This is a genomic window from Waltera sp., assembly GCF_046969025.1.
Taxonomy (GTDB): Bacteria; Bacillota; Clostridia; order Lachnospirales; family Lachnospiraceae; genus Acetatifactor; species Acetatifactor acetigignens.
The window spans coordinates 65,228-90,495 of the sequence record NZ_JBKVQF010000009.1 but is presented as its reverse complement, the minus strand read 5'-3'; the positions used below and the strand labels follow the sequence as shown (position 1 = coordinate 90,495).

Sequence of the window (25,268 nt, the reverse complement as noted above, 5' to 3'; positions counted from 1 at the left end):
TGTGTTAACGGGTTCCTTAGGGGTGCAGCTTGTTGTAGGTCTCTGTGAGCAGGGTGGAAAAATATTCGGCATGCGCCTCTTCATTTAAAATATATGCGTATTGGATCTGAATGGGAGCGTTACTGTGCTCCTCGTTGTATTCTTTTAACTGCTGGTTCAGACTTTCGATGAAATATTCCATGGTGTCATGAGAGCCGTGGTTGACGATCATCAGGAATTCGTTGCCTCCGTTACGGCCCACCACACCGAAAGCATCACCAACGCTTTCCAGAATACCGGAGAAGTCTTTTAACATCTGGTCACCTACGACATGGCCCATGGTCTGGTTGATCTCTTTCAGGTTGGTGATGGTCACCATATAGCAGGCTACATGAGCCAGAGATTCCGGAGAGTCATAGGTCTCGAAGACCACGTCCAGACCGTGCCGGTTGGGGATACCGGTCAGATGATCCAGGAAGGCCGCACGGTTCAGAGCATGGCTTTCTTCGGCAAAAGTGCGTAATTTATAGAAATCGTATAATAACCATATCAGATTAAATAATGCAAGGATCCAGGAAAGTGTGCATAAGATAAACAGAGTCCGGTCTTCGAAAAGCTTTGTGCCCAGTGCAGGGTTCAGAGTCAGGACCAGAACATAGGCGGTTTCCAACAGCAGAAGAAGAATTAACTGCACGGTTTTGGTGTTACGGAAGGTTTTTACGAATTTCTTTTTCTGTATCATATAGGTTCACTCCTTTGATTGCGCTGGTGGTGAGGTGTACATCGGGAAATCACTTCGCCGTTCGCCAATCATGCAAGCATGTTGGCTCTCTTGCGCTCATTATATCATGATTCGCACCTTCGGTGCTTAACGTTGCTTCGCAACTATCATGATCAACTTCGCCGTTCGCCAATCATGCAAGCATGTTGGCTCTCTTACGCTCATTATATCATAACAGGCACTTAAAAAAAAGAAAAGAAATATTGAGCCATTCCGCTTCTTAGCGCCGTCTTTATATACAGAAGTGCTTCCGGAGTGTATGAGCGGAGGCGTGGCTGCATATATGGAACGTATTATTTATACGATTTACATAAGAAGAAAACGGACAGGCCAATGTCCGGCGTAAGATATCCATCAGGGAATTCCCTGGTGGATATTTTCATTTTAGGGAAAAGCAGAATTTGTCGAAAAGGAGAGGACAATGTTGGAAACGATCTTGAATAATTTTCATCTGGAGAAGATCCTGTGGATCCTGCAAAAAAGGATTGCATACATTATGATCCTGGGGGTACTGGGAGGAATGGCGGGAGGTGCTTATGCATATCTGACCAACAGTACACTTTACCGGGCGGAGGTATCCTTCTATGTATACAGTGATCCGGACTACGTGTATGATTCTTCGGTCAATATCTCAAATTCCGAATTTACCCAGGCCAAGAATCTGGTACAGAGTTACATATTAATCCTGAAGAGTAACACGATCCTTCAGAAGGTGCTGGAGGAAGCCGGGCTGGATTACGGAACGGAAGCTTTGTCGGGAAGAATCGGTACCAGTGTGGTGGAAAACACGGCAGTGTTCTATGTCTACACTTATGACAGCGATCCTTACCGGGCCATGGAGCTGGCCAATGCTATCGGCAGGGTGGCTCCGAAGGAGATCGGCCGGATCGTGAAGTCCGGTGGCATTGAGGTGATCGATTATGCCACACTGCCGGAAGCACCCTACAGTTCCACCAGTCTGGTCAAATATGCACTGGTGGGCTTTGCCGGATGCTTTGGGGCATCCTTTGTATTGTTTCTGCTGGCAGGACTGATGGATACCACGATCCGCAGGCGGTACGAACTGAAGCTGGCATTCCGGATTCCGGTGCTGGGAGATATTCCGCAGATCCAGGCGCCGGACCGGAAGAGTAAGCCCGTGTTAGTATTGGGGGAGAACAGCTCCTTTGCCGTGAAGGAATCCTATAATACCATCCGGGCAAACCTGCTGTTCACGGGAAAAGGAGAACGTTGTCCGGTCTATGCCGTCACCAGTGCGGATAAGGATGAAGGCAAGACTTTGAACAGTGTCAACATCGCCATCAGTTACGCACAGCTGGGCAAAAAAGTATTGCTCATCGACGGAGACATGCGGAATATGTCGGTGGCATCCCTGCTAAAGCTCCGGGGCAGACTGGGACTGAGCCAGTATCTGGCGGGATTGCGGGAGACACCGCAGATCGTGGAATACCGGCAGAATCTGGATGTGCTGGTGGGAGGAGAAAATCCACCGAATCCTTCCGAACTGTTGGGCGGAGAGCGGATGAAGGAGCTGCTTACGACGTTGCGTAGCCGGTACGACTGCATCATTATTGATCTGCCGCCGGTAGGAATTGTGACGGATGCCCTGCTATTGTCCCATGAAGTCACCGCCTATCTTCTGGTGGTGCGGGCCGGCGTCAGCCATATGAGCCGGGAAAAGTCGGCGGTGACACTGTTAGAGCAGGTGGATGCGGATATCTGCGGCATCCTGTTCAACGGCCTGCCGCCAAAATCTAAGGACTGTAACTACAGACTACAGCAATACTGGCAGGAATATAAACAGCAAAATGGGGAAGCAGTTTGAAAAAAACCGGGAGGTCTTTATGAAAATATGTTTTGCCGCATCGTCGGGCGGCCACTTTGAACAACTGATGATGTTAAAACCGCTAATGGAAAAATACGAAAGTTTTGTAGTAACGGAGAAAACAGGCTATGAGGTGAAGACACCGGTGAAATGTTACTATCTGCAGCAGGTGAACCGGAGACAGTGGAGATGCCTTTTTTATCTGTTGAAAAATACCGTGGATTCGTTGCGGCTGTTGCATAAAGAACAGCCGGATGTGGTGGTCTGCACCGGAGTGCTGGCCATGATCCCGCTGTGCATGGAAGCCAAGCTCTCCGGCAGGAAGCTGATCTACATCGAGTCATTTGCCAAAGTGACTTCGGCCACACTGACGGGAAAACTGTTATATCATTATGCGGATCGTTTTTATGTCCAATGGACGCAGATGAAGGAAATCTATCCGGATGCGATCTGCCTGGGGGGAATTTATTAGGATGATATTTGTAACGACCGGATCTCAGAAGTTCCAGTTCAATCGATTGTTACAAAAGATAGATCTGCTGATCGAGGAAGGCATGATAAGAGAGGAGGTGTTTGCCCAGATCGGAGTCAGCGATTATCAGCCAAAGCATTATGAATACTGCAGGTTTCTGGACAGAGAAGGCTTCACCGGGAAGCTGCGGGAATGCCGGATGGTCATTACCCATGGTGGAACCGGTGTGATCATCGGCGCCGTAAAACAAGGGAAAAAAGTGATCGCAGTGCCGAGACTTGCCAGCTACGGGGAGCATGTGGACGATCATCAGGTACAGCTGCTTCGGGAATTCGACGGAATGAACCTGATCTGTGCCTGTTATGACAGTGAGAAACTGGGGGATTGCATCCGGGATACCGGCAGCAGGGACTTTGCCGGATACCATTCCAATACCCGGAGGATCCTTAAGGATATTGAGAATTTTTTAATTGCGGAAGAGGGGGAAAACCATGGAAAACATTCAAAAATTTCGTAAAAAAGGGAAAAAACTGGGAGAGTATATGATGACGAAGCTGCGCCTTTTGCGGGATCAGAAAAAATATCGCTCCCGGGGAGTAACATTAAAATATATGCTGGACCGGGTGGATTCCCGGGATCTGATCATCGTTTTCAGCTCCTGCACCAGAAAAGGGATCCGGGCCAGATACAATTATGTCCGGACGTTAAAGGAAGTTCCCTGTAACAAGTTGTTTCTGTTGGATGATTTTGCGTCAGATCACAGAGGTTCCTTTTATCTGGGCAGCAATATGAAATTCGAGGAGGCGGTCGTTGTAAAGGAACTGATCGACCGGGTACGGGAGCAGACCGGAGCAAAACGCCTGATCTTCTGCGGTTCCAGCAAGGGCGGTTACACGGCACTGAATTTCGGACTGGACTATCCCGGAAGCTATATGGTGGTGGGTGGTCCCCAGTATTTTCTGGGACAAAGCCTGCTGGACACCGGGAATATTGAGGCGTTGAAGCATATTGCCGGACAGGTCTGTAAGGAAAAGGTCGAATTTCTCAATGAGTATCTTCCGAAAAAGGTGGCAGTCAACCGTTATGCGCCCTCCCAGAGGATCTATCTGCATTATTCCGACAGCGAACACACCTATGAGGAACATATCCGCTATCTGCGCCGGGATCTGGCGAAAAAGGGATACCGCTGCAGCGAGGACGTGGCACATTACAAGGAACACGGGGAGATCAGTCTGTATTTTCCGGAATTTTTATTACATAGTGTGGAGGAAATCTTATGCCGGCAGTCAGCGTGATTGTTCCGGTATACAATACGGAAAAATATCTGGAGGAATGCATTCGTTCCCTGACAGAGCAGACGTTGTCTTCACTGGAACTGATCTTCGTGGATGACGGTTCCACGGATGCTTCTCCCAAGATTCTGGAAAGATATCGTGCCAGGGATCCCGAACACATCCGGGTCATCACCCAGAAGAACGCAGGGCAGGGAAAGGCAAGAAATGTAGGACTTGCGGCTGCCACGGGAGAATATGTGGGATTCGTGGATTCGGATGATTATGTGGACAGGCGTATGTACGCGGCCATGTACACCAGGGCCGGTTCCGAAGAACTGGATCTGGTGGAATGTGATTTTCATTATCTGGAGGAAGACGGCAGAGAGAAGCGCTCTTACGGTTCGGCGGCTCCCTGGAACAAGCTGATCCGCAGGAGACTGCTTACGGACAACGATATATGGTTCCCGGAGGGGTATATCTATGAGGACACCTCTTTCTACCTGAAGTTACGCCCCTTTGTGAAAAAACAGGCGAAAATGCTGGGAGTCTATGTCTATCACCGGGACAGAGGGGATTCTACCATGAATGACAATAAAAGCAGACGGGTGGGAAATATTTTTCCGGTATTGCAGGATGCCTGTCGGTTTTACCGGGAAAAAGAACTGATGGATACTTATGGGAAAGAACTGGAATATTTCTGTACGAGGATCCTGTTGTGCAGTTCCATGGGGCGGATCTCCAGAGTGCGGGACCAGAAGCTGCGGAAATCTCTGCGGGAAGAGACTTTTGTGTTCCTTCGGGAAAATTTTCCGGAGTATCGGAAGAACCCCTATCTGGGCAATGGACTGAAAGGGCGTTATCTGCGGATCGCCACACCGGCATTGTGCGGGATCTGTGGGGGAACCATCGGCAGATGCAGGCCGGGAGGGTTACCGGGATAGAAAATGGCGGACAGAGAAAAGGGGAAAAATATGCGGATATCGGTAGCAATGGCCACTTATAACGGGGCCAGATTTATCACAGAACAGCTGGATTCCATCCGGCTTCAGAGCCTTCCGGTGGATCAAGTGATCCTGCGGGATGACGGTTCCTCGGATCAGACGCTGGAGATCGTACGGGAATATCTGGAGACTTACGAGCTGGCACCGGCATGGAGGATCACACAGAACGGAAAACGACTGGGGTATGCGGAGAATTTCCGGGCAGCGGTGGAAGAGACGGACGGTGATTATGTCTTTTTCTGCGATCAGGACGATATCTGGGAGCCGGACCGGGTGGAAGATATGGTGAGCGAGATGGAAAAACGGAGAGAGATACTGGTGCTGGGATCGGAATTCGTACCGTTTACAGTGGATCCCGATGCTCCTTCTGTCAGCCGGAGCGTATTGAAAAGCTTCCGGGGGGACGGAAGCATGGAGCATGTTGCATGGAGTCCGGCCCATATTTTCATCGGCAGTGAGGGCTGTACCATGTGTCTGCGCAGAGAGTTCCTGGAAGAGACGAAGAAGTACTGGTATCCCGGGTGGGCGCATGATGAATATGCCTGGAAGTTGTCCCTGTGCATGGACGGCTGTTACATTCTGCACAGTGTTACGTTACGGCGGCGAATGCACTCGGGTAATGTATCCAAACGCAAGATGCGGGATCTGGACAGACGGATCGCTTTTTTCCGGGAATTGCAGAAAAGTCATGAAACCACTCTGCGGTTCGCCGAGGACTTTGGAATGCCGGAGGAAGCGAAGGAACTGTTAAGACGCAATATCCGGGCCACCATCCTTCGGATCGAGCTGATGGAACAGCGAAAATTGTGGAATATTGTGCCGCTTTTATGGAAATACCGGGATTGTTATCACAGCAAAAAATCTCTGCCGGTGGAATTTGCCATGGCAGTCAGAGGATGAGGCAATGAGCAGATATCTGGTGGAAAAAACGAAGACAACGGGGCAGGGCTGGCAGAGCAGCAACCGCTATTTTGAAAATTGTGGGGAGCGGAGTCTTGGACAGTTTTTGTCGGTTTCTTTTCTTGTGGCCTATTATATTTTACCACAGTATTTCGGAATCCGGCTGCCGGGCTTTGATCTGACGGCACAGCGAATGCTCATAACGATTCTGTGTCTCTTTCTGCTGAGCAAAGAATCCCGGAAAAAGATGTTCTGGGAAGGGGTGAGAAGCTGCAGATTGTGGCTTTTTATGGCAGGATATCTGGGAATCTGTTTCTATACGGCGGTACTGCGTTTTCACATAGGTACTTTTCTTTATCCGTTCATTGAATTATTGGGAGCTTTTCTGGTGATCTACGTACTGCGGGAGTATCTGGGAAGTGATGGATTTCTGGTGCTTTTCCGGCGGATGCTTTTGTTTCTGTGTGTGCTGGGACTCGTGGAGGCGGTCATGAGAAAGACACCCTTTGCCTATCTGGAGACCATCAGGGGACTTTATACCGGAGGCATGATCCGCTCCGGTTCCTACCGGATCATGGGACCGGCCAATCATTCTCTGGCGTATGGGCTGATCCTGATCTCCGGGTTACCATTATTGTGCATTGATGAGGAGAAACATTGCTTCACGCTGTTTCGGCATCTGCCTCTCCTGCTATTGGTGGTGGTTAATGTATTTCTTACGGGATCCCGTTCCACGCTGGCGGTCATGGGACTGGAGCTTTTGCTGTTGACCGTGCTGGCACCGGGAGAGCAGAGGAAGAAACTGTTATTTACCATAGTACCGGCCGGGCTTTTCATTCTGCTTCTTGCATTTTTATTCCCCAATTCTCCGCCGGGACATTATATTCTGTTGCAGCTTAGTACGGTGGTGGATGAGATGTTTGGAACCTCCTATGCCATCCGTTACGGGGTGGACAGCACCTCCCTTGCCAACAGCGCTTCCTACAGGGATGCCCTGCTGGATATTTTCACGGTGGACTGGCTGAACCCCTGGCTGGGGCAGGGCTCCGGATATCATTTCTCCTGGTATATTCCGGGAGGGGCCACGATCCACTCCATTGACAATTTCTATGTGGCCAATTATATCCGCTACGGGTATCCGGGACTGGTGGTCTACGGACTGTTGATCCTGCAGGCGGTGGGGGAGATGGTGCGATGCGGGATTCAAAAGAAGGACAGAACAATGTTAAGTCTGGCGCTTGCGGTCTGCGGGTACTTCTTAAATCTGTGGTGGATGGATACGCTGCAGACCATCAAGTATGCGTATCTTCCCATCGCACTGTTCCAGGTGATCTCCCGGGAAAAATGGGAAAATATGTCGGATTTGCAACACAAAGCGGTGCACAGATACATAAGGTAAATAAAGAGAAGAAACGAAAAAAGGAAATGAAAATGCGAAAAAGTTTTTGGCTGTTTGCAATAGTTCTGAGTATGAGTCTGGGGATACGGGCGCAGGCGGCACCCAGAGAGATCCCGGACCATTTCAATACCGGTGTGGATACAGATACAGAGCTGACGGAGATCCCGGAACCGGGGATTTACGGTGGAATCCAGTATAAGACCGGAGCCGGAGGACAGCTGGCACTGGATCTGGTCTACAGCAACAGACAGGCGGGGAATGAGATAGAGATCCGGAATATGGATTTTTCCCGGTATGCACTGTTGATGGTCAATGAGGGCAAAATTGCCGTGGAGACCACGGTGACTTTCCGGAACTGTAAATTCGATGCAGTCACTACCGGGCGGGAGGATGCCCGGATATCCTATGTGTTCGAAGACTGCACCCTGCGTAATTTTCAGGGAAGCAATGCCACGTTTACCCGGTGCCGTCTGGGTGGCAGCAGCGGAGATGCGTTGAATCCCTATCGCAATGTGACACTGAGAGATTGCTACATTGCGGATCTGGCACATCCGGACAGCGGGGATACAGTACATTCTGACGGGGTACAGATCTTCGGATATCCTTCTCTTACGGCGGAGAATATTTCCTTCGACAACTGCAGATTCGAAGTACCGGCGATCCCCGGAGGGGGGAGCTATGTGAATGCCTGTCTCATGATTGCCCCGGAGAAGAGCGGTGCCAAAGGAATCTATTTCACAAACTGCATTCTCAACGGAGGCGGTTATGCCATCTACACACTGGTAAAAGACGGTTTTTCTCTGGAGAATGTGGTGCTGTGTAATATCTCGGTAGGGGATGCGGCCCGTTATGGAACCTTCTACCATCGCAATGTCACGGCGGGGGTCACCATGGAGAATATTTATACGACGGATACTTTGTATGTAGGCAGCAGATTCGTGGATGAAGAGGGCAGGATCCATTTCAGCGTGACCAACGATACGGCGCAGGAACGGAAGCTGATGATCGTGACGCCCAGACAGACCATAATACTGCCTGTTAAGGCGTGTCCGCCCTATGAGGACAGAACGGCGGATATGACCTTTGAGGATTTTCCCTTTGATATCGATGTGGTGGTGCCGGGGGTACAGTGGGCGGTATGCTATGACATCACGGACGGGTGCACACAGATCGCACTGTATGCGGAAAGGAAGAGATGATTATGACGGAAGTACTGTATATATGCCTGTGGTACAAAGATAAAAAGAGAACCTGGTCCGGAACGGCCTGGTCCCTGCGACAGGCCATGGAGCCTTATCTGCAGGTGCAGGATCTGGCACTTTCGGATCCTCTGTACCGCAAAATACTCCGGAGACTGCAGAGGAAGAAGGGACTGACCCCCGGGCCGGTCCTGCGGGACCGGCTGCGGCTGTCGGGGAGATATGCTGCGTGGAGACATCGGCACAGGACAGACGAAAAAATGCCTGTGTTTCAGTTTGGCGGCTGGCCGTCGGGAGCGCATTTGGCATCCTATCTCTATCAGGACCTTTCCATTTCCGCGATTCTGTGGCTGCAGAGGGAAGATCCGGTGGGCTATCGGTACTGCGAGTATGATCAGGTGCCGCAAAAGACGTTGGAACGCAGGGCGGCGAGACAATTGGAGCAATACCGACAAAGTGAAGGGGTATTCACCATGAGCAGGTGGCTTTCGGAGTTCCTGATCCGGGAATGCGGGCTCCCCCGGGAAAAGGTCCATGCGGTGGGAGGCGGCATCAATGTGGATGCTGCAGGGATCCGTCCGGGATCAAAGGAGGGGCGGCGTATCCTGTTTGTGGGAAGGAATTTTGTGAGAAAAGGTGGTCCGTTGGTGGTACAGGCTTTCACAATCCTGCGGAAAAAATATCTGTGGTCAGCGGAGCTGTATCTGGCGGGGGCAAAGGAGTCGGACATCCGGGACGCTCTGCGGGAGAGGCAGATCAGGGTAGAAGAGGTGGACTGGCAGAAGATCCACCTGCTGGGAGATCTGGGGTCTGAAAAACTGACAGACTATTATAACCTGTGTGATGTCTTCTGTATGCCGTCTTATTTTGAAGCCTATGGACTGGTATTTGCAGAGGCACTTACTTATGGTCTGCCCTGTATCGGCAGAGATAAATTCGCTATGTCGGAGTTCATTGAGGACGGATGCACCGGCAGGCTTATTTCCGGGGAGGATGCGGAGGAACTGGCACTGGATCTGTGGGAAGTACTTCGGGATCCGAAATACCGGGAGGAAGTGGAACGGCGGAGGGAATGGTATCTGAGAGAGTATTCCTGGGACAAGGTGGCGCAGAGAATATGCAGTGTGATGGAGAAAAATGAGAGAGACAAAGATCAGTATCGTAGTGCCGGTGTATAACGCGGAAAAAGAATTACAGCGCTGTGTGGACAGTATTTTCCGGCAGAGCTTTTCCAACTGGGAACTGCTGCTTATCGATGACGGCAGCAGGGATAGCTCTTCGACCTTGTGTGACAGGCTGGGGGCGCAGGACACAAGGGTCCGGGTCTGGCACAAGGAAAACGGCGGTGTCAGCAGTGCCAGAAATCTGGGGATCTGTAAGGCTGAAGGAGAGTATCTTTTTTTTACGGACAGTGATGATACCCTGTTCCCGGATACCCTGGAAACTTTATATCAAAAGGCAAAAGTATCCGGCGCGGATCTTTCGGTGTGCGGTTTTACATATCTGGTGGAACAGACGAAAGAATGTGTGGATAACCTTCCGGAAAAAGCTTTCTGCGGTGGAGGAAAAGAATATCTGGAGGAGCGGTTTTTATCGGACTTCCGGCGGGAATTTTTCAATCCGCCATGGAATAAGCTGATCCGCAGGGAATTGCTTCTGGAAAATGATATCCGCTTCGGAGAGGAATTTGCCATCTGTGAGGATATGGCTTTTTCCATGCAGGTGCTGGAAAAGAGCAAAGGGATCTGTGTGGTTCCGGAGTCGTTGTATTGTTATCACTATAAGGAAGCGGAGAATCTGGTGAACCGTTTTCATGAGAATTATTATGAGGCTTTATTGTATTTCCGGGACCGCACCTGGCAGTGCTTCCGAACGCTTCAGGCAAAGCAGGAACTGTATGCGGAGGTCAATGCCTGTTTCGTGGGGAAGAGTCTGATGTATCTGCATAAGATCTATAGAGATTCCGGCTATGAGGAAACCAGGAAATATGCGGAACTGAAACGGATCGGTGGTTCCCTGCCGCTGCAGAATGCCCTGCGGGAATACCGGGCCACGGGAAAGAGGCGCTTGCTGCGGGAGTTGCTCCTGCATAAGAGATTCCGGCTATTGGACAGTCTGTACCGGTGGCGGTAGGACAGGGGAAGGAGAGAGGATTGGAACTGACAAAACAGATCGGCGTATTGCGCAATCGAAAAACCTTGGACGGAAGAAAAGCAGACAGGAACAAAGTAAATCTGGAGTACTGGAATTTTAATGAGAATCTGGGGGATCTGCTGGCACCGGTGGTGACGCAGTGGATGTTGCACCGTCTGGGACTGGATCTGTACAGAGAGGCGGCAAAGCCCTGCCATCTGATGACCATTGGTTCTGTGTTGGGACTGGGAGTTTTCGATGCGGTGATCTGGGGCAGCGGGGTCAATTCCTTCGCCCATGTGGGACGGGTGACTACACAAAAGGGATACCGGAAGCTGGATATCCGGGCAGTCAGAGGTCCGGTCACCGCACAGGTGCTCCGGGAGAACGGATATACCTGTCCGCAGATCTACGGAGACCCGGCGATCCTGCTGCCTCTGATTTATCCCGGCAGACGACCGGAGAAAAAGAAAAAATATGTGGTGATCGACCATTACATGAAGCGGAAAACGACAGGAGATGACAGACTTTCCATACGAACCGGAGATTACCGGACCTTCCTCGACAAAATTCTGGAGGCGGAGGTGGTATACTCGTCTTCGTTACATGGGATCATTCTGGCGGAGAGCTATGGGGTCCCGTCGGTATTCCTTCGGCAGGGGATGGAGGAAGAGATGCTGAAATATTATGACTGGTACTTTGCCACCGGCAGATATGAGGTGCGCTCGGCAACATCCCTTGCGGAAGCAAAGGAAACAGAACCCATGAAATTGCCCGAACTGGAAGAACTGAGGGAGGGACTGCTACAGAGCTTTCCCTATGATCTGTGGATCGGCCAGAAAGCCGGAAGGAGAAAGTGTGAATGAAAAGGACCCGAAATGCCGTCAGAAATGTGATCTTCGGAGGACTCCTGAAGGGGTATCAGATTCTGGTTCCTTTTATCATGCGCACGCTGCTGATCCGGTATCTGGGAATGGAATATCTGGGGCTGAACAGTCTGTTTACTTCCATACTACAGATCCTGAATCTGGCGGAGCTGGGAGTAGGGAGTGCACTGGGCTACAGTATGTATGCTCCCATCGCGGAAGGAAAGAAGGACGAGATCTGTGCTCTGTTGTCATTGTATCGCAGATATTACCGCCTGATCGGTCAGGGGATCTTTCTGGCCGGAATAGTGCTGCTGCCGTTTCTGCCCTCGCTGGTGAAAACGGACAGTATTCCGCCGGATGTGGATTTGTATGTATTGTATCTGCTGCATCTGGGAGCCTGTGTCATCAGCTACTGGCTGTTTGCGTATAAAAACAGTCTGCTGGCAGCTCATCAGCGAAGTGACCTGGCAAATAAGGCGGATCTGGCGGTACGGACGCTGCAGTATCTTATACAGGCCGGGCTGCTGGTGGGCTTTCGGAATTATTACTGGTATCTGCTGGCGGCACTGGGAGCACAGATCCTGACGAATCTGTGTACCGCACTGGTGGCACAGAAAAATTATCCGGATTATGTCCCAAAGGGACAGGTGGAAGAGCAGACCAGGCAAAAAATCCGGGGCAAGATCAAGGACCTGTTTACCTCCCGGGTGGGGGTGGTCATTGTGAATTCCGCGGATACTCTGGTCATTTCGGCATTTTTGGGACTGACGGTGCTGGCAGTCTATCAGAATTATTATTACATCGTTACTTCCGTCATTGGTCTGGTAGGGGTACTTTTCACCTCCACTCTAGCAGGGATCGGCAATAGTCTTCTGACCGAGAGCCGGGGGAAAAATTATGCGGACTTCTGTAAATTTACACTGTTGATCGCCTGGATCGCAGGACTTTGCACCTGCTGCCTGCTGTGTCTGTTGCAGCCCTTTATGAAACTGTGGATCGGAGAGGCAGGCATTTTGCCCGGACAGATCGTGATCTGTCTGTGTGTATATTATTTTATCTACGAGTTCAACCAGCTGTTCAATGCCTACAAGGATGCCGCCGGGATCTGGCACAGAGACCGGTTCCGGACACTGACAACGGCAGGAGTGAATCTGGTCCTGAATCTTCTGTTGGTGAAACCTATGGGGCTGTACGGAGTGATCCTGTCTACGGTAGTTGCTACGGTCATCGTAGGAATGCCGTGGCTGATACATAATCTGTTTACGACGTTGTTTGACGGAGAGGACCGGCAAAGCTATCTGGGGAAACTGGTCTTCTATGGAAGCGTAACTTTTTTAAACTGTATGCTGACCGACCGGGTATGCAGTCAGATACCGGTAGAAGGAATCCGGGAATTATTGGAGCGGGCACTGGTATGTCTGCTTGTGTCCAACGGCATTTTTCTGTTGTGTTACGGAGGCCGGAAGGATTTCCGGGCCCTGTTGGCAATGGGGAAGAGATTTCTGCCTGAAATACCTCATGATAAAGCGACTTCGGGAAATGACCGATCCGCAGAGGAAACCACAAAGTTTGCAGATTACGGAAAGGCGGGAGCTTTCTATGAAGATTGCAGTAGCGGGAACCGGGTATGTGGGATTGTCCATGGCAGTTCTGCTGGCCCAGAATCATGAAGTAACGGCGGTGGATGTGATACCGGAGAAGGTAGAGTTGTTACAAAAAGGGAGATCACCTATCCGGGATAAAGAGATCAAAGAATATCTGGCAGGCGGCAGGCTGCATTTGCAGGCTACCCTGGACGGAGAGGTGGCTTACCGGGATGCGGAGCTTGTGATCGTCTCCACACCGACGAACTATGATCCCGGAATTCACTTTTTTGATACCGGTTCTGTGGAAACGGTGGTGGAGACAGTACGGAGGGTGAATCCTGACGCGGTGATCGTGATCAAGAGTACGGTGCCGGTGGGATATACAGTGTCTCTGATGGAAAAATATCACACGGACAGGATCCTGTTTTCTCCGGAATTTTTGCGGGAAGGGCATGCACTGTATGACAATCTGTATCCTTCCCGGATCATTGTGGGAGCAGACACAAAGTCCGTTGAAATGGCGGAGTATGCAAGACGGTTTGCAGAGCTTTTGCGTGAGGGTGCAAAAAAACAGGAGATCCCCATACGGATCATGGACCCTACGGAAGCGGAGGCGGTAAAACTGTTTGCCAATACCTATCTGGCGCTCCGGGTCAGTTTTTTTAACGAACTGGACACTTATGCGGAGATGCGGAACTTAAGCAGCCGCAATATTATCGAGGGTGTCTGCCTGGATCCCCGGATCGGGATGCAGTACAACAATCCCTCTTTTGGCTACGGAGGATACTGTCTGCCGAAGGATACGAAGCAGCTACTGGCCAATTATGAGAACATTCCCCAGAATCTGATCCAGGCCATCGTGTCCGCCAACAGTACCCGCAAGGATCATATCGCGGACAGTATTCTGGAGAAGGCGGGATTTTATCAGGGAAGTCAGGGTAGAGGCGGTGTACCGGGGCAAAAGGTGGTCATAGGAATCTATCGGCTTATTATGAAGTCCGGCTCCGATAATTTCCGTCAGTCCAGTATCCAGGGCGTCATGAAACGGATCCGGGCCAAAGGGGCACAGATTTTGTTGTACGAGCCGGAACTTTCGGAGGATGATTTTTTCGGAAGCCCGGTCATACGGGATCTGGAAGCCTTTCAGCGGCAGTCGGATGTGATCGTGGCCAATCGTTATCACAGAGATCTGGAGAATGTCCGGGAGAAGGTATACACCAGAGATATTTATTACAGGGACTGAGTGAGGGAAGAAATGGATACAGAGAAAAAAACGGGGGAACGAATAGGAATCACGCTGGCACTGTTAGCATGTGTGGGATTTTCCGCTTTTCTGATCTGGCTGCAGCAGAAGCAGAAAAATGACAGACAGCAGCTGACACAACAGGTACAGGACAGCGGGCAGCGGGAAGAACAGACGGAAGGAAGCGGGCAGATCGAGATCCGGAGTCGTGTTACCCGGAGCAAAACAGGGGATCAGCCGGTATTTTCCCTGCCGGGAGGGTTTTATCCGGAGGATATTATGGTAGAGATCGCTGCACCGGCGGGAAGCAGTATCTATTATACACTGGATGGCACGGTGCCGGATCCGGAGAACGGAATTCTCTATGAGGCACCGGTGGAGATAACGAATGTCTGCGGCAGCCCCAATGTCTACTCCGCCATTTCCACAGTGTCAGCCTACCAGGACTATGCGCCGTTTAATGACGTGGACAAAGCGGTGGTGTTACAGGCAGTGGCAGTAGATGCCGGAGGCAGGACAAGTAATGTCACCTGCGCCAGCTATTTTGTGGCTATGGAGGCCAGAGCAATGTACCGGGATCTGCCGGTGTTGTCGCTGACTGTGGATCCTGTGGAGCTGTTTGATTATTTTGGCGGCAATTATGTCACAGGTGTGGATTATGAGAATGCGCTGGCAGCGGATGACCTGCGGTTTGATTCTGCCAATTATTACCGGGGTGGAGAGATGAATGCCCATGTGGAATACTTCGAAGCGGACAGATATCTGACTTATGAGGGGGAGTTAATTTTAAGTTTGCGGAAGGACGGAAATCTGGATTACGGGCAGAAAAGTTTTCTTATGACGGGAGCGGATCCGGTGCCGGAGAGCAGTTGTGAGCTGTATGAGCTTTTCCGGGACGGCACGTTTCTTCTGTACGGGGGCGGCACGGATCATGTGGCCAAGAACAGACAGGTTTTAGAGGAACTGCTGTTAAAAGAAATCACGGATTTTACGCTGGAAGAGCGGAAGGGCTGTCTGGTGTTTGTGGACGGGGAGTTCTGGGGATTGTATCTGGTGGGCAGGGTAAATACGGCGGAAACCTTTGCCCGAAGAGCCGGCGGTTCCCCGGAAGAAATTCAGGTCATAGAGAACCGCTATCCCTCCCAGATCGCTCCGGAATACGGAGAACTGTACCGGCTGGTGACCGAGGGGAATACTTCCGGACACGGAACGTATCAGAAGATCCTGGAGCAGATGGATCTGGAAAGCTATCTGGATTATTACTGTGCCAATCTCTATTTCGGTAATTCGCAGTTTGACTCTTTTTCCACCACTTTGTGGCGACGGGCAGGAGAAGGAGAGACGGGAAAATGGCACTGGGAATTCTCGGATGCCACGGATACTCTGGGACGGAATAAGGTCAGTAATTACAGTGTGAATACTTATCTGTGTCCGGGGGTGGCAGAAGATCTGTTTTTACAGGGATTGCTGAAAAATAAGGACTTTCAGACAGCGTTCCGGCAGAGAATGCGGGAATACGTGGAAGAACTGACGAAGGAAAAGGCAGAAGAGTATCTGACACCGCTTCTGGAAACTTACCGGGTGGCAGTGACAGCCACGGCGGAGCGCTACGGCCTGCGACAGACAGAGGAAGGATATCTGGCTGACGGGGATACGATTCAGGAATATTTTGCCTCACGGGGAGAATATATTCTGCGATATACGGAAGAGCTTATAACGCTTGTGGATCAGACGGAGGCTCCTGACGGAGTACAGGAAACGGTCACGGAAAGCGCACCTGAAGAATAAAGGGAAAGGGGACCACGTATGGAAACAATGGCAGAATATCTGGCGGAACTGGTAAAGGCCGGATTGGAGGACAGAAAGGCGGCGTCTCTGCCAGAGGGAGTCTCTGTAAGGGAGATCGTAAAGATTTCAGAGGAGAACCATATGGATTATCTGCTTTTGGGAGCCTTGTTAAAAACAGATGGGCTTTCGGAGGAAGAAAAAGAGCTTTTGCGGGAAAAAGTACTGGGAAGCATGCTTTTTACCGGTATGCAGCTGCAGGAATTGAAGAAGCTGGAGGAACGGATGGAACAGGCAAAGATTCCCTGTCAACCCATGAAAGGAGCCCGGATGAAATTCTATTATCCGTCTCCGTTTCTGCGGGAAATGAGTGATATTGACATTCTGGTCCACGGAGATTTCATGGAGCAGGCGGCAGTGGAACTGGAAGCCATGGGGTATGTCCTGCAACAGAAGATCAAGCATCATGATATCTATCGGAAAGCACCGGGAATCGTGGTGGAGGCGCACAGAGCCATGTATGACCGGACAGTGGACGAGAGGCAGTATGCCTATTTCTCGGATCTGTCCCGGGCGGTGCGCAGAAAGGGCTTTCTGTATGTGTATGATTTTGAGGCGGAAGATTTCTATATTTACATGATGGCTCATATGGCAAAGCATTTTTACAAGAGAGGCTGTGGTATCCGGAATCTGGTGGACATTTATGTGTTTCTGGAAAAATTCGGTGGGGAAATGAACGCAGACTATCTGCAAAAGCAGTTTGCGGGATTGGGACTGACGGCATTTACGGAGCATATGGAGAAGCTGGCCCGGATCTGGCTGCAGGGAGAGCCCGGTGAAGCGTTTTATCAGCAACTGTTTGACTATATGCAGGGGTGTGGAATCTATGGCAAGGATGAAAACGGTATCTGGAACCGGTTCTGCGATGCGCGACCGGAGAAGGGAGAAAAGGGCCGAGATGCCCTGAAACGCTGGTACTGGTTCCCTCCTTATGAATATATGGTGTTGTATTACCCGTGGCTTTCGAGAAATCCCGTTGCGGGAAAATTTCTGCTTCCGGCAGCCTGGGGAATCCGGGCCGCTCGGGGTGTGGTCTGCGGCCGGGGAAAATACAAGCGGGAAATGCTGCGGCAGATCGATGCATCACAGATCGGTGTAAGACAGGATATCTACCGCAGACTGCAGTTACGTTTTCATTAGTCTGTTCCATTGAAATATTTATAAGGAGTGTAAGAAAGCCATGAAAAGTCCGTCAGGGTTTCTTTGGAAGAACCCATGGAAAAAAGAAACCTTACTTACCTATTATTATTCGGCGATCTTCCGCATGCAGCTGCTGCTCCTGCCACCGGGGAAACTGCGGAAGGGCTGGGGCAGAGAAAACGAAGAATCCGCAGGAACGGCATCCCGGGAAGGATACCGGCAGGCGGCGCGTATCGCCCGGATCGTGGGAAAGGTCTGTGATAAGACTCCCTGGGAGAGTAAATGTCTGGTGCGGGCGCTGGCGGCCCAGAGACTGTTGTACCGACAGGGACTTTCTTCCACCCTGTATCTGGGGTGTGGCATGGAAGAAGGTAAAATGGTGGCCCATGCCTGGCTGCGTTTTGGGGAAATGTATGTGACCGGAGGGGACGGCGGCGGATATACTACCGTGGCCCGGTTCTGTAAGGAGGCTTCCGGAAAGAGGGGATAAGTATGTCGGCAATCTGGGGAATTGTGGATCTGAGTGTGGCGCAGTCAGAGGCACAAAGAAAAAATCGTGCAGGGAACCTGTGGGAAGAGGCTCTGCGGATGCGGCAGGCCTATAGGACGAGCTGCCTGGACCGGATACAGGAAAAAAGGGAGGCAACCTATTATCTGGCCTGCGGGGTACAGGATGTCACAAGGGAAGCTGTGGAAGAAAGATTCCCTTATGAAAGAAAGGGAGAGCGCAGAAGTCTGTTCGTGGCGGATGTGATCCTGGATAACCGCGGAGAACTGGTGCAGCGGTTTGGAGGCATCAGGGATCTGTGCAGCCATCCGGACGGGGAAATTCTGTATGAAAGCTTTTGCAGCCATCCGGAGGAAACGCTTGCCGTGGCCAGAGGAGCCTATGCCTGTGCGTATCTGGAGCCGGGGAAGCGGACCCTGACTTTGTTCAATGATGCGGTGGGAAACCGTTCGGTCTATTATTTTCAGGAGGAAAAAAGGGTCTATTTTTCCACGCTGCTTGCGGGGATCACCTGCGAACGGGAGAACTGGAAGGAAAATACGGGCTGGTTTGACCGGTTCTATACCATCCGGGATCTGCGGGCGGTGTCGGAACCCAGAGAGACACCCTATGCGGGGATCCTGCGACTGGCTCCGGGAGAAATTGTGGTATTTACTGAAGAAGGGGTGCACAGAAGGGATTACTGGGATCCCTTTGCGGGAAGGAGGATCCTGCGGGGGAAGACGGAAGCAGGGTACCGGGAGCTGGTGACCACGGTGTTCCGGCACTGCGTGGAGGATGTGATCCGGGAAGGCCGGGGTGGAAAAGAAACAGGAATTCTGTTAAGCGGCGGGCTGGACTCCAATGCGGTGGCAGCTTATGCAGCACCTTACCTTGCTGCCAGAGGAAAGAAACTGTATTCCTTTACTGCGGTGCCGGAGGAGAAGGAAAGAGCACGGATCCCGGGACAATACGCTGTGGAGGATGAGAGAAGCAGTGTGGAACTGGTGCGGAGATTTCACGGGAATCTGGAACCGGAGTATCTGGTGACCAACCGGGGAGATCTGCTGGCGGAGAACCGGAGGCTGTGGGAAGTTCTGGAAGTTCCCTGTAAAGCGGTACTGAATCTGCCCTGGATGTATGAAAGTTATCGTCTGGCAGCTCAGAAAGACTGTGGGATCCTGCTGTCGGGACAGTACGGAAATATTACCATATCCTATGGGGATTTTCGAAGCCTGTTCCTGACACTGCTACATCAGGGAAGAATCAAAGAACTGGTGCGGGAGATCAATGTCTACAGCAGAAAATACCGCAGGAGCCGCAAGTGGATCTGGCGGGATCTTTTCACGGCGGAAGCCGGTGGGGATCATGAAGCGGTGTCCCGGTATATGTATGACAAAAGTGCCTTGCGGCAGATCGGAGAATATGAAGTAAAGCTGTCTCTGGCCACCGGAGTGGTGCCCAGAGATCCCACCAGAGACAAGCGGCTGATCGCACTGGTGCTAAGTCTCCCGGTGGAACAGTTCACCCATGCCGGGCAGGAGAGACGCCTGGTTCGGCAGTATTTACAAGGGAAGATCCCGGAAGAGATCCTGGCGGATGAATTCCACAAGGGAAGACAGGGCGTGGGAAGCGGGGAACTGCTCGCCTTGCAGTGGGAACGGATCTGTGAGGAACTGTCGGGGATTCCGCGTGAGACGATGCCCGGGGAAAACGGGCACTCAAAAGCAGACATGGTGCGTGGCTTTTATGTGGGCCTGGCACAGGAATATCGGAGAAGGTTTGAGGTATGATGGAATATTTTTACAGAATCTACGGACTGCGGGTGCAGTCGCAGATCCCCTTTTCGGAGGCAGTACCGGAGACGGCGGGAGAGGCAGAGGTAAAAATTGTATTCGGAAGGATGCCGGATTTCCTGTTGGAAGCGGGACAGAAGGGCTACGGGACCTGGACAAACGGCTTTGTGTCGGCCTGGTTCCGCATCCGGGACGGAACACAGGTCTATGTGGAAGGGGGCAGTAGGATCACCGTTGAGCTTTCGGAGGAACCGCAACTGCTTGTGATCACTTCCCTGTTGCTCAGTGCCGGGATGGCACTGGTCTGTCTGCAGAGGGGGGAACCCTTTTTTCACGGAAGTGCATTGTATACCGGGGAACAGGCCATTTTACTCTGTGGGGAGAGCGGGGCCGGGAAGTCTACGGTGGCCATGGAATTGTTGCAAAGAAAGCTTGGATTTCTGGCGGATGACACAGTGAGGGTGCATCCGGGAACTATGGGGATGCTGGCGGAGCCTTCCTACCCGCAGCAGAAGCTTTGTCGTGATATGGCGCTGAAATGCGGGAAGCCGCTGGAAGAACTGATCTATATTGACGAAGAGAGGGACAAATATGCCTGGCGCAGACAGGATTGCTATCGGAAAGAGGCGGCGCTCCTCGGGAAGATTTTTTTGCTGCGAAAGGATGCTGTGGCCGGGTGGCAGGATGCGGTGCAGAATACCGGGGAAGAGGCAGTGAGTATCCAAAAGCTCACCGGGCAGAAAGCACTGGAGACTTTGAGCAGCCAGTTGTATCTGGCGGATACCTACCGGTACAGTACCGGGATTCCGTATCCTTTGATGGAACAGTTGGTCCGGATCGCAGGGCAGGCCGGAATCTATGAAGTGATCAGGCAGTCGGACAAGGATACACTCCACGAGGTCGTAACGAAAATCTTACAGTTTTGTTAGAAAGAGGGTATTTTTACAGGGAAATTATTATAATCAGAAATGTAAGAAATCATAAAAATGTAATAAGGAGGAATGGAAAATGAAAGCATGGAGTCAGCCCGAAATGGAGGAACTGAACGTAAGAGCAACGGCTTACAGCCCTAAGGGAGGTCTGATCGAGGACGGCGTTTACCAGTCCGATGACGGTAAGTATACTATCCCCACTTACGGTCCTTCTTCCGGCAATTCCGGAGAACCTACCGTAGACGTACAGTAGTTTTCGGACTGTATGAGAGGAAAATGCCAGAATGGATCAGGGAAGCTCATGGTTACATGGGCTTTTTTGGTGTATATGATGAGTCCGCCTGCTCGATTAACAGACGGAGACAGAGCGTGTAAAAGAAGGGAGAACAGAAAATGGACAAAATGGCAAAAATCCGAATGAAAGCGAAAAGGAATGTGACGGACCTGGCGGGAGAAAAGGTCATGGTGGATTTCGAACAGGGGAAATATTTCTGCATCAAAGGTGTGGGAAACGACATCTGGGATATGCTGGACGGGCAGGAAGGCGAAGACGGCATAACGGTGGAGGCTATCTTACATAAACTGATGGAAGAATATGAAGTGATGGAAGAGGTGTGTGAAAAAGAGGTGCTGGCATTTCTGGACAAACTGGAACAGGCGGGGATCCTGGAAGAGGTGTAGACACATATGGGAAAAATAAGAGGAAGAGATTATATTTCCTGGTTGTGGCAATATACCGCTCCCTATGCGGGCAGGATTGGTCTGCTGTTATTGTTTGGGCTGTTGGAGACTTTTGCCTCGCTGGCCATGGTGCAGATCACCAAGGAGATCATTGATCATGCCACAGTGGGAAGCGGTTTCGGACGGCTGCTTACGGGTTATGTGCTGCTGTTATTGGGAATGCAGGGAATCTCGGTGTTGTCGACACTGCTTACTGCACTGGTAACGGAGCGGTTTTCCTTCGGGATCCGACGGCAGATCTATGAGAAGATCCTGCATTCTGGCTGGCGGGAAGTGACGGCCTATCATACCGGTGATCTCATGACAAGACTGACCAGCGATGCGGGAAATGTGGCGGACGGTATTGTGGGGACGATCCCCAATATCTTACAGCTGGGGATCGAGTTGGTACTGGTGTTTTGTATGTTGTTTTATTATTCCCCGCTCCTTGCGGTGTTTGCCCTGCTGGTGGCACCGGTGGCAGCCCTGTGCTCCTGGTGGCTGGGAAAACGCCTGAAACGGTTACAGCGGAAAGTGCAGGAGAGTGAGTCGGAATACCGTTCCTTTTTGCAGGAAAGTCTGGCCAACCTTCTGATCGTAAAGGCTTTTACCGGAGAGGACCGGGCGGTGGAGCGCCTGACAAAGCTACGGGAGGAACGGTTCTACTGGGTATACCGCAAGACCGGACTGGGAACCGCCAGTTCCACGGTGATGTCACTGGCTTTTCAGGGAGGATATCTGATAGCATTTTCCTACGGGGCATGGCAGCTGTCGAGACAACAGATCACCTACGGTACTATGTCGGTATTTCTGACACTGGTGAACCGGGTACAGGCGCCGATCCTGGGACTGGCCCAGCAGATTCCCCGGATCATTGCCCTGTTGACTTCCGCCGGGAGGATCATGGAGTTACAGAGAATTCCCGGGGAGCAAAGGGCAGCCGGAGAGATCCGTGGATGGGAGATCGGAGTGGAGCTTCGAAATGTATGCTTCGGATATACCAGGGAACCGGTGCTGAAACGGGTGAATCTGAAGATCTGTCCGGGAGAATTTGTCGCCATTGTAGGAGAGTCCGGTATCGGCAAGACAACACTGATCCGCATTCTGATGGCCTTTCTGGAAACGGGGGCGGGAACGGTGGATTTCTACAATGGCAGCGGACAGAGGCAGGAGACCGGAGCTTTCGTCCGGAAGTTTATTGCCTATGTCCCCCAGGGGAATACTCTGTTCAGCGGAACCGTGAGAGAAAATCTGCAGATGGGCAGAGAAGATGCTTCGGAGGAAGAATTGTGGGCGGCCCTGAAACTGGCTTCCGGAGAAAATTTTGTCCGGTCACTGCCGGAGGGGCTGGATACCGTCATCGGGGAAAGAGGGCATGGCCTGTCGGAAGGACAGGCGCAGCGGATCGCCATTGCCAGAGCCTTTTTGCGGAGAGCACCGTTTCTGATCCTGGATGAGGCCACCTCGGCGCTGGATGAAGCTACGGAGGTCGCCGTATTGCAGGGGCTCCGGGCATTAGAACCGAGACCCACCTGCCTGCTGATCACCCACAGGAAGGGTGTTTTAAAATATTGTGACAGAGAACTTTGCATCCGGGAAGGGAGTGTGACGGAAGAATGCAGTACCACTACTATCTGTACGGCATGAGGGTAACAGCGGATCTGGACTTTGTACAGCTGGATCCGGTGCGTTTACCGGAGGATGACAGGGACTTCGGACGGGAAAAGGTCCGGATCCGGGCGATGGACGAAGAGGAGGAAGCACAGTTTCGGAAAGAATACGGAGACTGCGTCTGCGGAAGTTTTTTGGGTAGGGAAAAAGGCTGGTTGTGTAATCGTACGCTGGCCATGAGTGTGGAGCGGGGACAGGTGATCCGGTATCACATCCGGAAGGGAGGAGATCCCGGAGCGGTACGAACCTATCTGCTGGGCTTTGGAATAGCAATGCTCAGCCTTCAGCAGGGAAAACTTCCCATCCATTGCAGTGCGCTGGCAACTCCGGAAGGTGGTGCGATCCTGATCGCCGGAGAGAGTGGTGCGGGCAAGTCCACACTGACGACAGAACTGCTGAAACGGGGGTATCGTTTTCTGGCAGACGATATGGCAGTGGTGGACATTTCCGGAAAAGAAGGGGTGTGGGTGTATCCGGCTTTTCCTTATATGAAGCTGTGCAGGGATGTGGTGCTGAGGCAGGGATATCCCCCGGAAGAACTTTTGTATATTGATGAAAAAAAGGACAAATTTCTGGTGCCCTGTACCGGGGTATTTCAAAGGGAAAAAGCCAGACTGGAACGATTTGTTTTTCTGGGAATCCGATGGAAAAAAGAGGCGGAAGATAAGTCCGGGAAGATAAAAGCAGAAAAAATCACAGGCCCCGACAGCATGATCGTGTATAAAGACAATCTGTTCTTAAGACATCTGTGGAAAAAACAGGATCCGGGAATGGAAATCTGGCAGAACTGCCTGAAAATAGCGGAGCAGATACCGGTCTTTTGGATAAGGAGACCGGCAGCAGGTGATTCCACTGCCGAGGTGGCAGCGGAAGTACACGCACTGCGAAACGTCGTGTCAGCTTAAGAACTCTTCCGGTTCCTCAGAAGGCTGCGGGGGCTGACAGTCGCCGCCACCGGGATGGTGTCCGGGATGATGTCCTCCTCCGCCGGGATGTCCGGGGTACCAGGGAAACCATCCACAGGCGGTCTCGGATACCTTCAGTTCCATCAGTTCAGGTTGTGTCCAATGCTTCATAAGAATTCTCCTTTCCGTCTGCCTTATGCAGAGATGTACACGGGGAAAGTCCCTGTGTGACTACAGCATAGGGAACACAGGGGCGGAAGTAAAGAAATGTATCATGATTGTAAGAATTTTGCAGGAAGTGTCACAGAAAAGATACTGCCTGCACCGGGGGCATTTTCGCAGGACACGGTTCCGCCGTGACGTTCTGTGATCGTCTTTACAATGGCCAGTCCCAGACCACTGCCGGTGGCAGAACCGGGAGTTCTGGCGGAGGAGACGGTGTAGGTGCGGTTAAAGATCCGCTCGAGGTCCTCCGGCGGAATGCCGGGCCCCTCATCGGTCACGGAGATCCGGAGAGAAGTAAGGTCAGCGGAAGGCGCGGCAGACAGAGTGATTTTCGTTCCGGCGGGAGCATATTTTACGGCATTGCCGAGCAGATTGTCCAGAATCCGTATCAGTTTTCCGGGATCTGCAAAAAGGGTGGCATGGAGATCCTGCGATACAGATAAACAGAGAAGATGACCGGCATAGTGTCTGTCCGGAAGTGCGGTATAGAAATATTCTTCCAGAAAGGCCGGGGCATCCAGTTCCTGAAAGGAAAAGGCGTGGGAAGGATCCTCCAGAGTGAACAACTCATACATATCCCGGATCAGATGTTCCAGTGTCCCAGTCCGGTGATCGATCAGGGTGAGGGCACCTTCGATATCCTGTGCAGACAGAGACTGTCCGGAAGTAAGATAATCCACGGCACTGCGGATGGCAGTGAGGGGAGCCCGCAGATCATGGGAGAGATTGGCCAGCATTTCCGTACGTTCCTGTTGCAGGTGCTGCAGGGAGCGATTGCTGGCATTTAACTGCGCGGTGATTTCCAGCAGCCTGCGGGACAGTTCTTCCACGGTCTCCTGTTCGAGAGAGGGAGAACGGAAAACGGGGCGGGAATTTTGTGCCATGG

Annotated in this window: 25 protein-coding genes; 22 read left to right on the top strand and 3 right to left on the bottom strand. The window is 51.6% G+C overall.

Translation table 11 applies throughout. From position 1 onward, the window contains the following. Positions 1-16: 16 nt before the first annotated feature. Complete coding sequence (locus ACLTOH_RS06770; protein WP_022312362.1) at positions 17-721, bottom strand: GGDEF domain-containing protein; 705 nt, start codon at positions 719-721, stop codon at positions 17-19. 460 nt (positions 722-1,181) lie between these two features. Between ACLTOH_RS06770 and ACLTOH_RS06765 the strand changes: the two genes are divergently transcribed. The 22 genes from ACLTOH_RS06765 (at position 1,182) to ACLTOH_RS06660 (ending at position 24,157) form a co-directional block, all read left to right on the top strand. Next, positions 1,182-2,585: a polysaccharide biosynthesis tyrosine autokinase gene (locus ACLTOH_RS06765; RefSeq protein ID WP_022312363.1), complete on the top strand. Its 1,404-nt coding sequence runs from the start codon at positions 1,182-1,184 to the stop codon at positions 2,583-2,585. A 19-nt stretch (positions 2,586-2,604) separates the two neighbouring features. Beyond that, positions 2,605-3,057: a PssD/Cps14F family polysaccharide biosynthesis glycosyltransferase gene (gene pssD / locus ACLTOH_RS06760; RefSeq protein ID WP_022312364.1), complete on the top strand. Its 453-nt coding sequence runs from the start codon at positions 2,605-2,607 to the stop codon at positions 3,055-3,057. 1 nt (position 3,058) lies between these two features. Then, a complete protein-coding gene (gene pssE / locus ACLTOH_RS06755) occupies positions 3,059-3,574 on the top strand; it encodes a PssE/Cps14G family polysaccharide biosynthesis glycosyltransferase (protein WP_118730883.1) in 516 nt (171 codons plus the stop codon). After that, positions 3,549-4,352 carry a hypothetical protein gene (locus ACLTOH_RS06750; RefSeq protein WP_412223717.1) on the top strand — a complete coding sequence of 268 codons (804 nt, stop codon included), beginning with the start codon at positions 3,549-3,551 and terminating at the stop codon, positions 4,350-4,352. Before pssE ends, ACLTOH_RS06750 begins: the two co-directional genes overlap by 26 nt. Continuing rightward, on the top strand, positions 4,334-5,272 hold the full coding sequence (locus ACLTOH_RS06745) for a glycosyltransferase (protein WP_412223716.1): 939 nt from the start codon (positions 4,334-4,336) through the stop codon (positions 5,270-5,272). Before ACLTOH_RS06750 ends, ACLTOH_RS06745 begins: the two co-directional genes overlap by 19 nt. 3 nt (positions 5,273-5,275) lie before the next feature. Continuing rightward, on the top strand, positions 5,276-6,232 hold the full coding sequence (locus tag ACLTOH_RS06740) for a glycosyltransferase (RefSeq protein WP_412223715.1): 957 nt from the start codon (positions 5,276-5,278) through the stop codon (positions 6,230-6,232). Positions 6,233-6,236: 4 nt separating this feature from the next. After that, positions 6,237-7,631 carry an O-antigen ligase family protein gene (locus tag ACLTOH_RS06735; RefSeq protein WP_412223714.1) on the top strand — a complete coding sequence of 465 codons (1,395 nt, stop codon included), beginning with the start codon at positions 6,237-6,239 and terminating at the stop codon, positions 7,629-7,631. 32 nt (positions 7,632-7,663) lie between these two features. After that, on the top strand, positions 7,664-8,830 hold the full coding sequence (locus ACLTOH_RS06730) for a hypothetical protein (protein ID WP_412223711.1): 1,167 nt from the start codon (positions 7,664-7,666) through the stop codon (positions 8,828-8,830). A 2-nt stretch (positions 8,831-8,832) separates the two neighbouring features. Beyond that, on the top strand, positions 8,833-10,008 hold the full coding sequence (locus ACLTOH_RS06725) for a glycosyltransferase (protein ID WP_412223710.1): 1,176 nt from the start codon (positions 8,833-8,835) through the stop codon (positions 10,006-10,008). After that, on the top strand, positions 9,968-10,963 hold the full coding sequence (locus ACLTOH_RS06720) for a glycosyltransferase family 2 protein (protein ID WP_412223709.1): 996 nt from the start codon (positions 9,968-9,970) through the stop codon (positions 10,961-10,963). The genes ACLTOH_RS06725 and ACLTOH_RS06720 overlap by 41 nt, the downstream gene beginning before the upstream one ends. Positions 10,964-10,983: 20 nt before the next feature. Further along, entirely contained in the window at positions 10,984-11,829 is an 846-nt protein-coding gene (locus ACLTOH_RS06715) for a polysaccharide pyruvyl transferase family protein (RefSeq protein ID WP_117465587.1), read from the top strand. Further along, positions 11,826-13,502, top strand: a complete 1,677-nt coding sequence (locus ACLTOH_RS06710; RefSeq protein WP_412223707.1) for a lipopolysaccharide biosynthesis protein — start codon at positions 11,826-11,828, stop codon at positions 13,500-13,502. The genes ACLTOH_RS06715 and ACLTOH_RS06710 overlap by 4 nt, the downstream gene beginning before the upstream one ends. Next, entirely contained in the window at positions 13,432-14,661 is a 1,230-nt protein-coding gene (locus tag ACLTOH_RS06705; RefSeq protein WP_227062753.1) for a nucleotide sugar dehydrogenase, read from the top strand. Before ACLTOH_RS06710 ends, ACLTOH_RS06705 begins: the two co-directional genes overlap by 71 nt. Before the next feature lie 12 nt (positions 14,662-14,673). Beyond that, positions 14,674-16,449 (top strand): CotH kinase family protein, encoded by a 1,776-nt coding sequence (locus ACLTOH_RS06700; protein WP_412223705.1) that lies wholly within the window; start codon positions 14,674-14,676, stop codon positions 16,447-16,449. A gap of 18 nt (positions 16,450-16,467) precedes the next feature. After that, entirely contained in the window at positions 16,468-17,646 is a 1,179-nt protein-coding gene (locus ACLTOH_RS06695) for a nucleotidyltransferase family protein (protein ID WP_412223703.1), read from the top strand. 40 nt (positions 17,647-17,686) lie between these two features. Then, the gene (locus ACLTOH_RS06690; protein WP_118538245.1) at positions 17,687-18,136 is read left to right on the top strand and encodes a lasso peptide biosynthesis B2 protein; all 450 of its coding nucleotides are present in this window, start codon (positions 17,687-17,689) and stop codon (positions 18,134-18,136) included. Positions 18,137-18,138: 2 nt separating this feature from the next. After that, the gene (locus tag ACLTOH_RS06685) at positions 18,139-19,926 is read left to right on the top strand and encodes an asparagine synthase-related protein (RefSeq protein WP_412223701.1); all 1,788 of its coding nucleotides are present in this window, start codon (positions 18,139-18,141) and stop codon (positions 19,924-19,926) included. Continuing rightward, positions 19,923-20,858 carry a hypothetical protein gene (locus tag ACLTOH_RS06680; protein WP_022312380.1) on the top strand — a complete coding sequence of 312 codons (936 nt, stop codon included), beginning with the start codon at positions 19,923-19,925 and terminating at the stop codon, positions 20,856-20,858. The genes ACLTOH_RS06685 and ACLTOH_RS06680 overlap by 4 nt, the downstream gene beginning before the upstream one ends. A 79-nt stretch (positions 20,859-20,937) precedes the next feature. Beyond that, positions 20,938-21,114 (top strand): hypothetical protein, encoded by a 177-nt coding sequence (locus ACLTOH_RS06675; protein WP_022312381.1) that lies wholly within the window; start codon positions 20,938-20,940, stop codon positions 21,112-21,114. Positions 21,115-21,254: 140 nt separating this feature from the next. Further along, positions 21,255-21,542 carry a PqqD family peptide modification chaperone gene (locus ACLTOH_RS06670; protein ID WP_412223698.1) on the top strand — a complete coding sequence of 96 codons (288 nt, stop codon included), beginning with the start codon at positions 21,255-21,257 and terminating at the stop codon, positions 21,540-21,542. A 6-nt stretch (positions 21,543-21,548) separates the two neighbouring features. Next, the gene (locus ACLTOH_RS06665) at positions 21,549-23,228 is read left to right on the top strand and encodes an ABC transporter ATP-binding protein (RefSeq protein WP_412223697.1); all 1,680 of its coding nucleotides are present in this window, start codon (positions 21,549-21,551) and stop codon (positions 23,226-23,228) included. After that, on the top strand, positions 23,198-24,157 hold the full coding sequence (locus ACLTOH_RS06660) for a hypothetical protein (protein WP_412223695.1): 960 nt from the start codon (positions 23,198-23,200) through the stop codon (positions 24,155-24,157). Before ACLTOH_RS06665 ends, ACLTOH_RS06660 begins: the two co-directional genes overlap by 31 nt. On the opposite strand, the gene ACLTOH_RS06655 is transcribed toward ACLTOH_RS06660, so the two are convergent. Continuing rightward, the gene (locus ACLTOH_RS06655) at positions 24,149-24,328 is read right to left on the bottom strand and encodes a hypothetical protein (protein WP_022312385.1); all 180 of its coding nucleotides are present in this window, start codon (positions 24,326-24,328) and stop codon (positions 24,149-24,151) included. The genes ACLTOH_RS06660 and ACLTOH_RS06655 overlap by 9 nt on opposite strands. A 101-nt stretch (positions 24,329-24,429) precedes the next feature. Further along, positions 24,430-25,266, bottom strand: coding sequence for a sensor histidine kinase (locus ACLTOH_RS06650; protein WP_412223694.1), 837 nt, complete (start codon positions 25,264-25,266; stop codon positions 24,430-24,432). Positions 25,267-25,268: the final 2 nt, after the last annotated feature.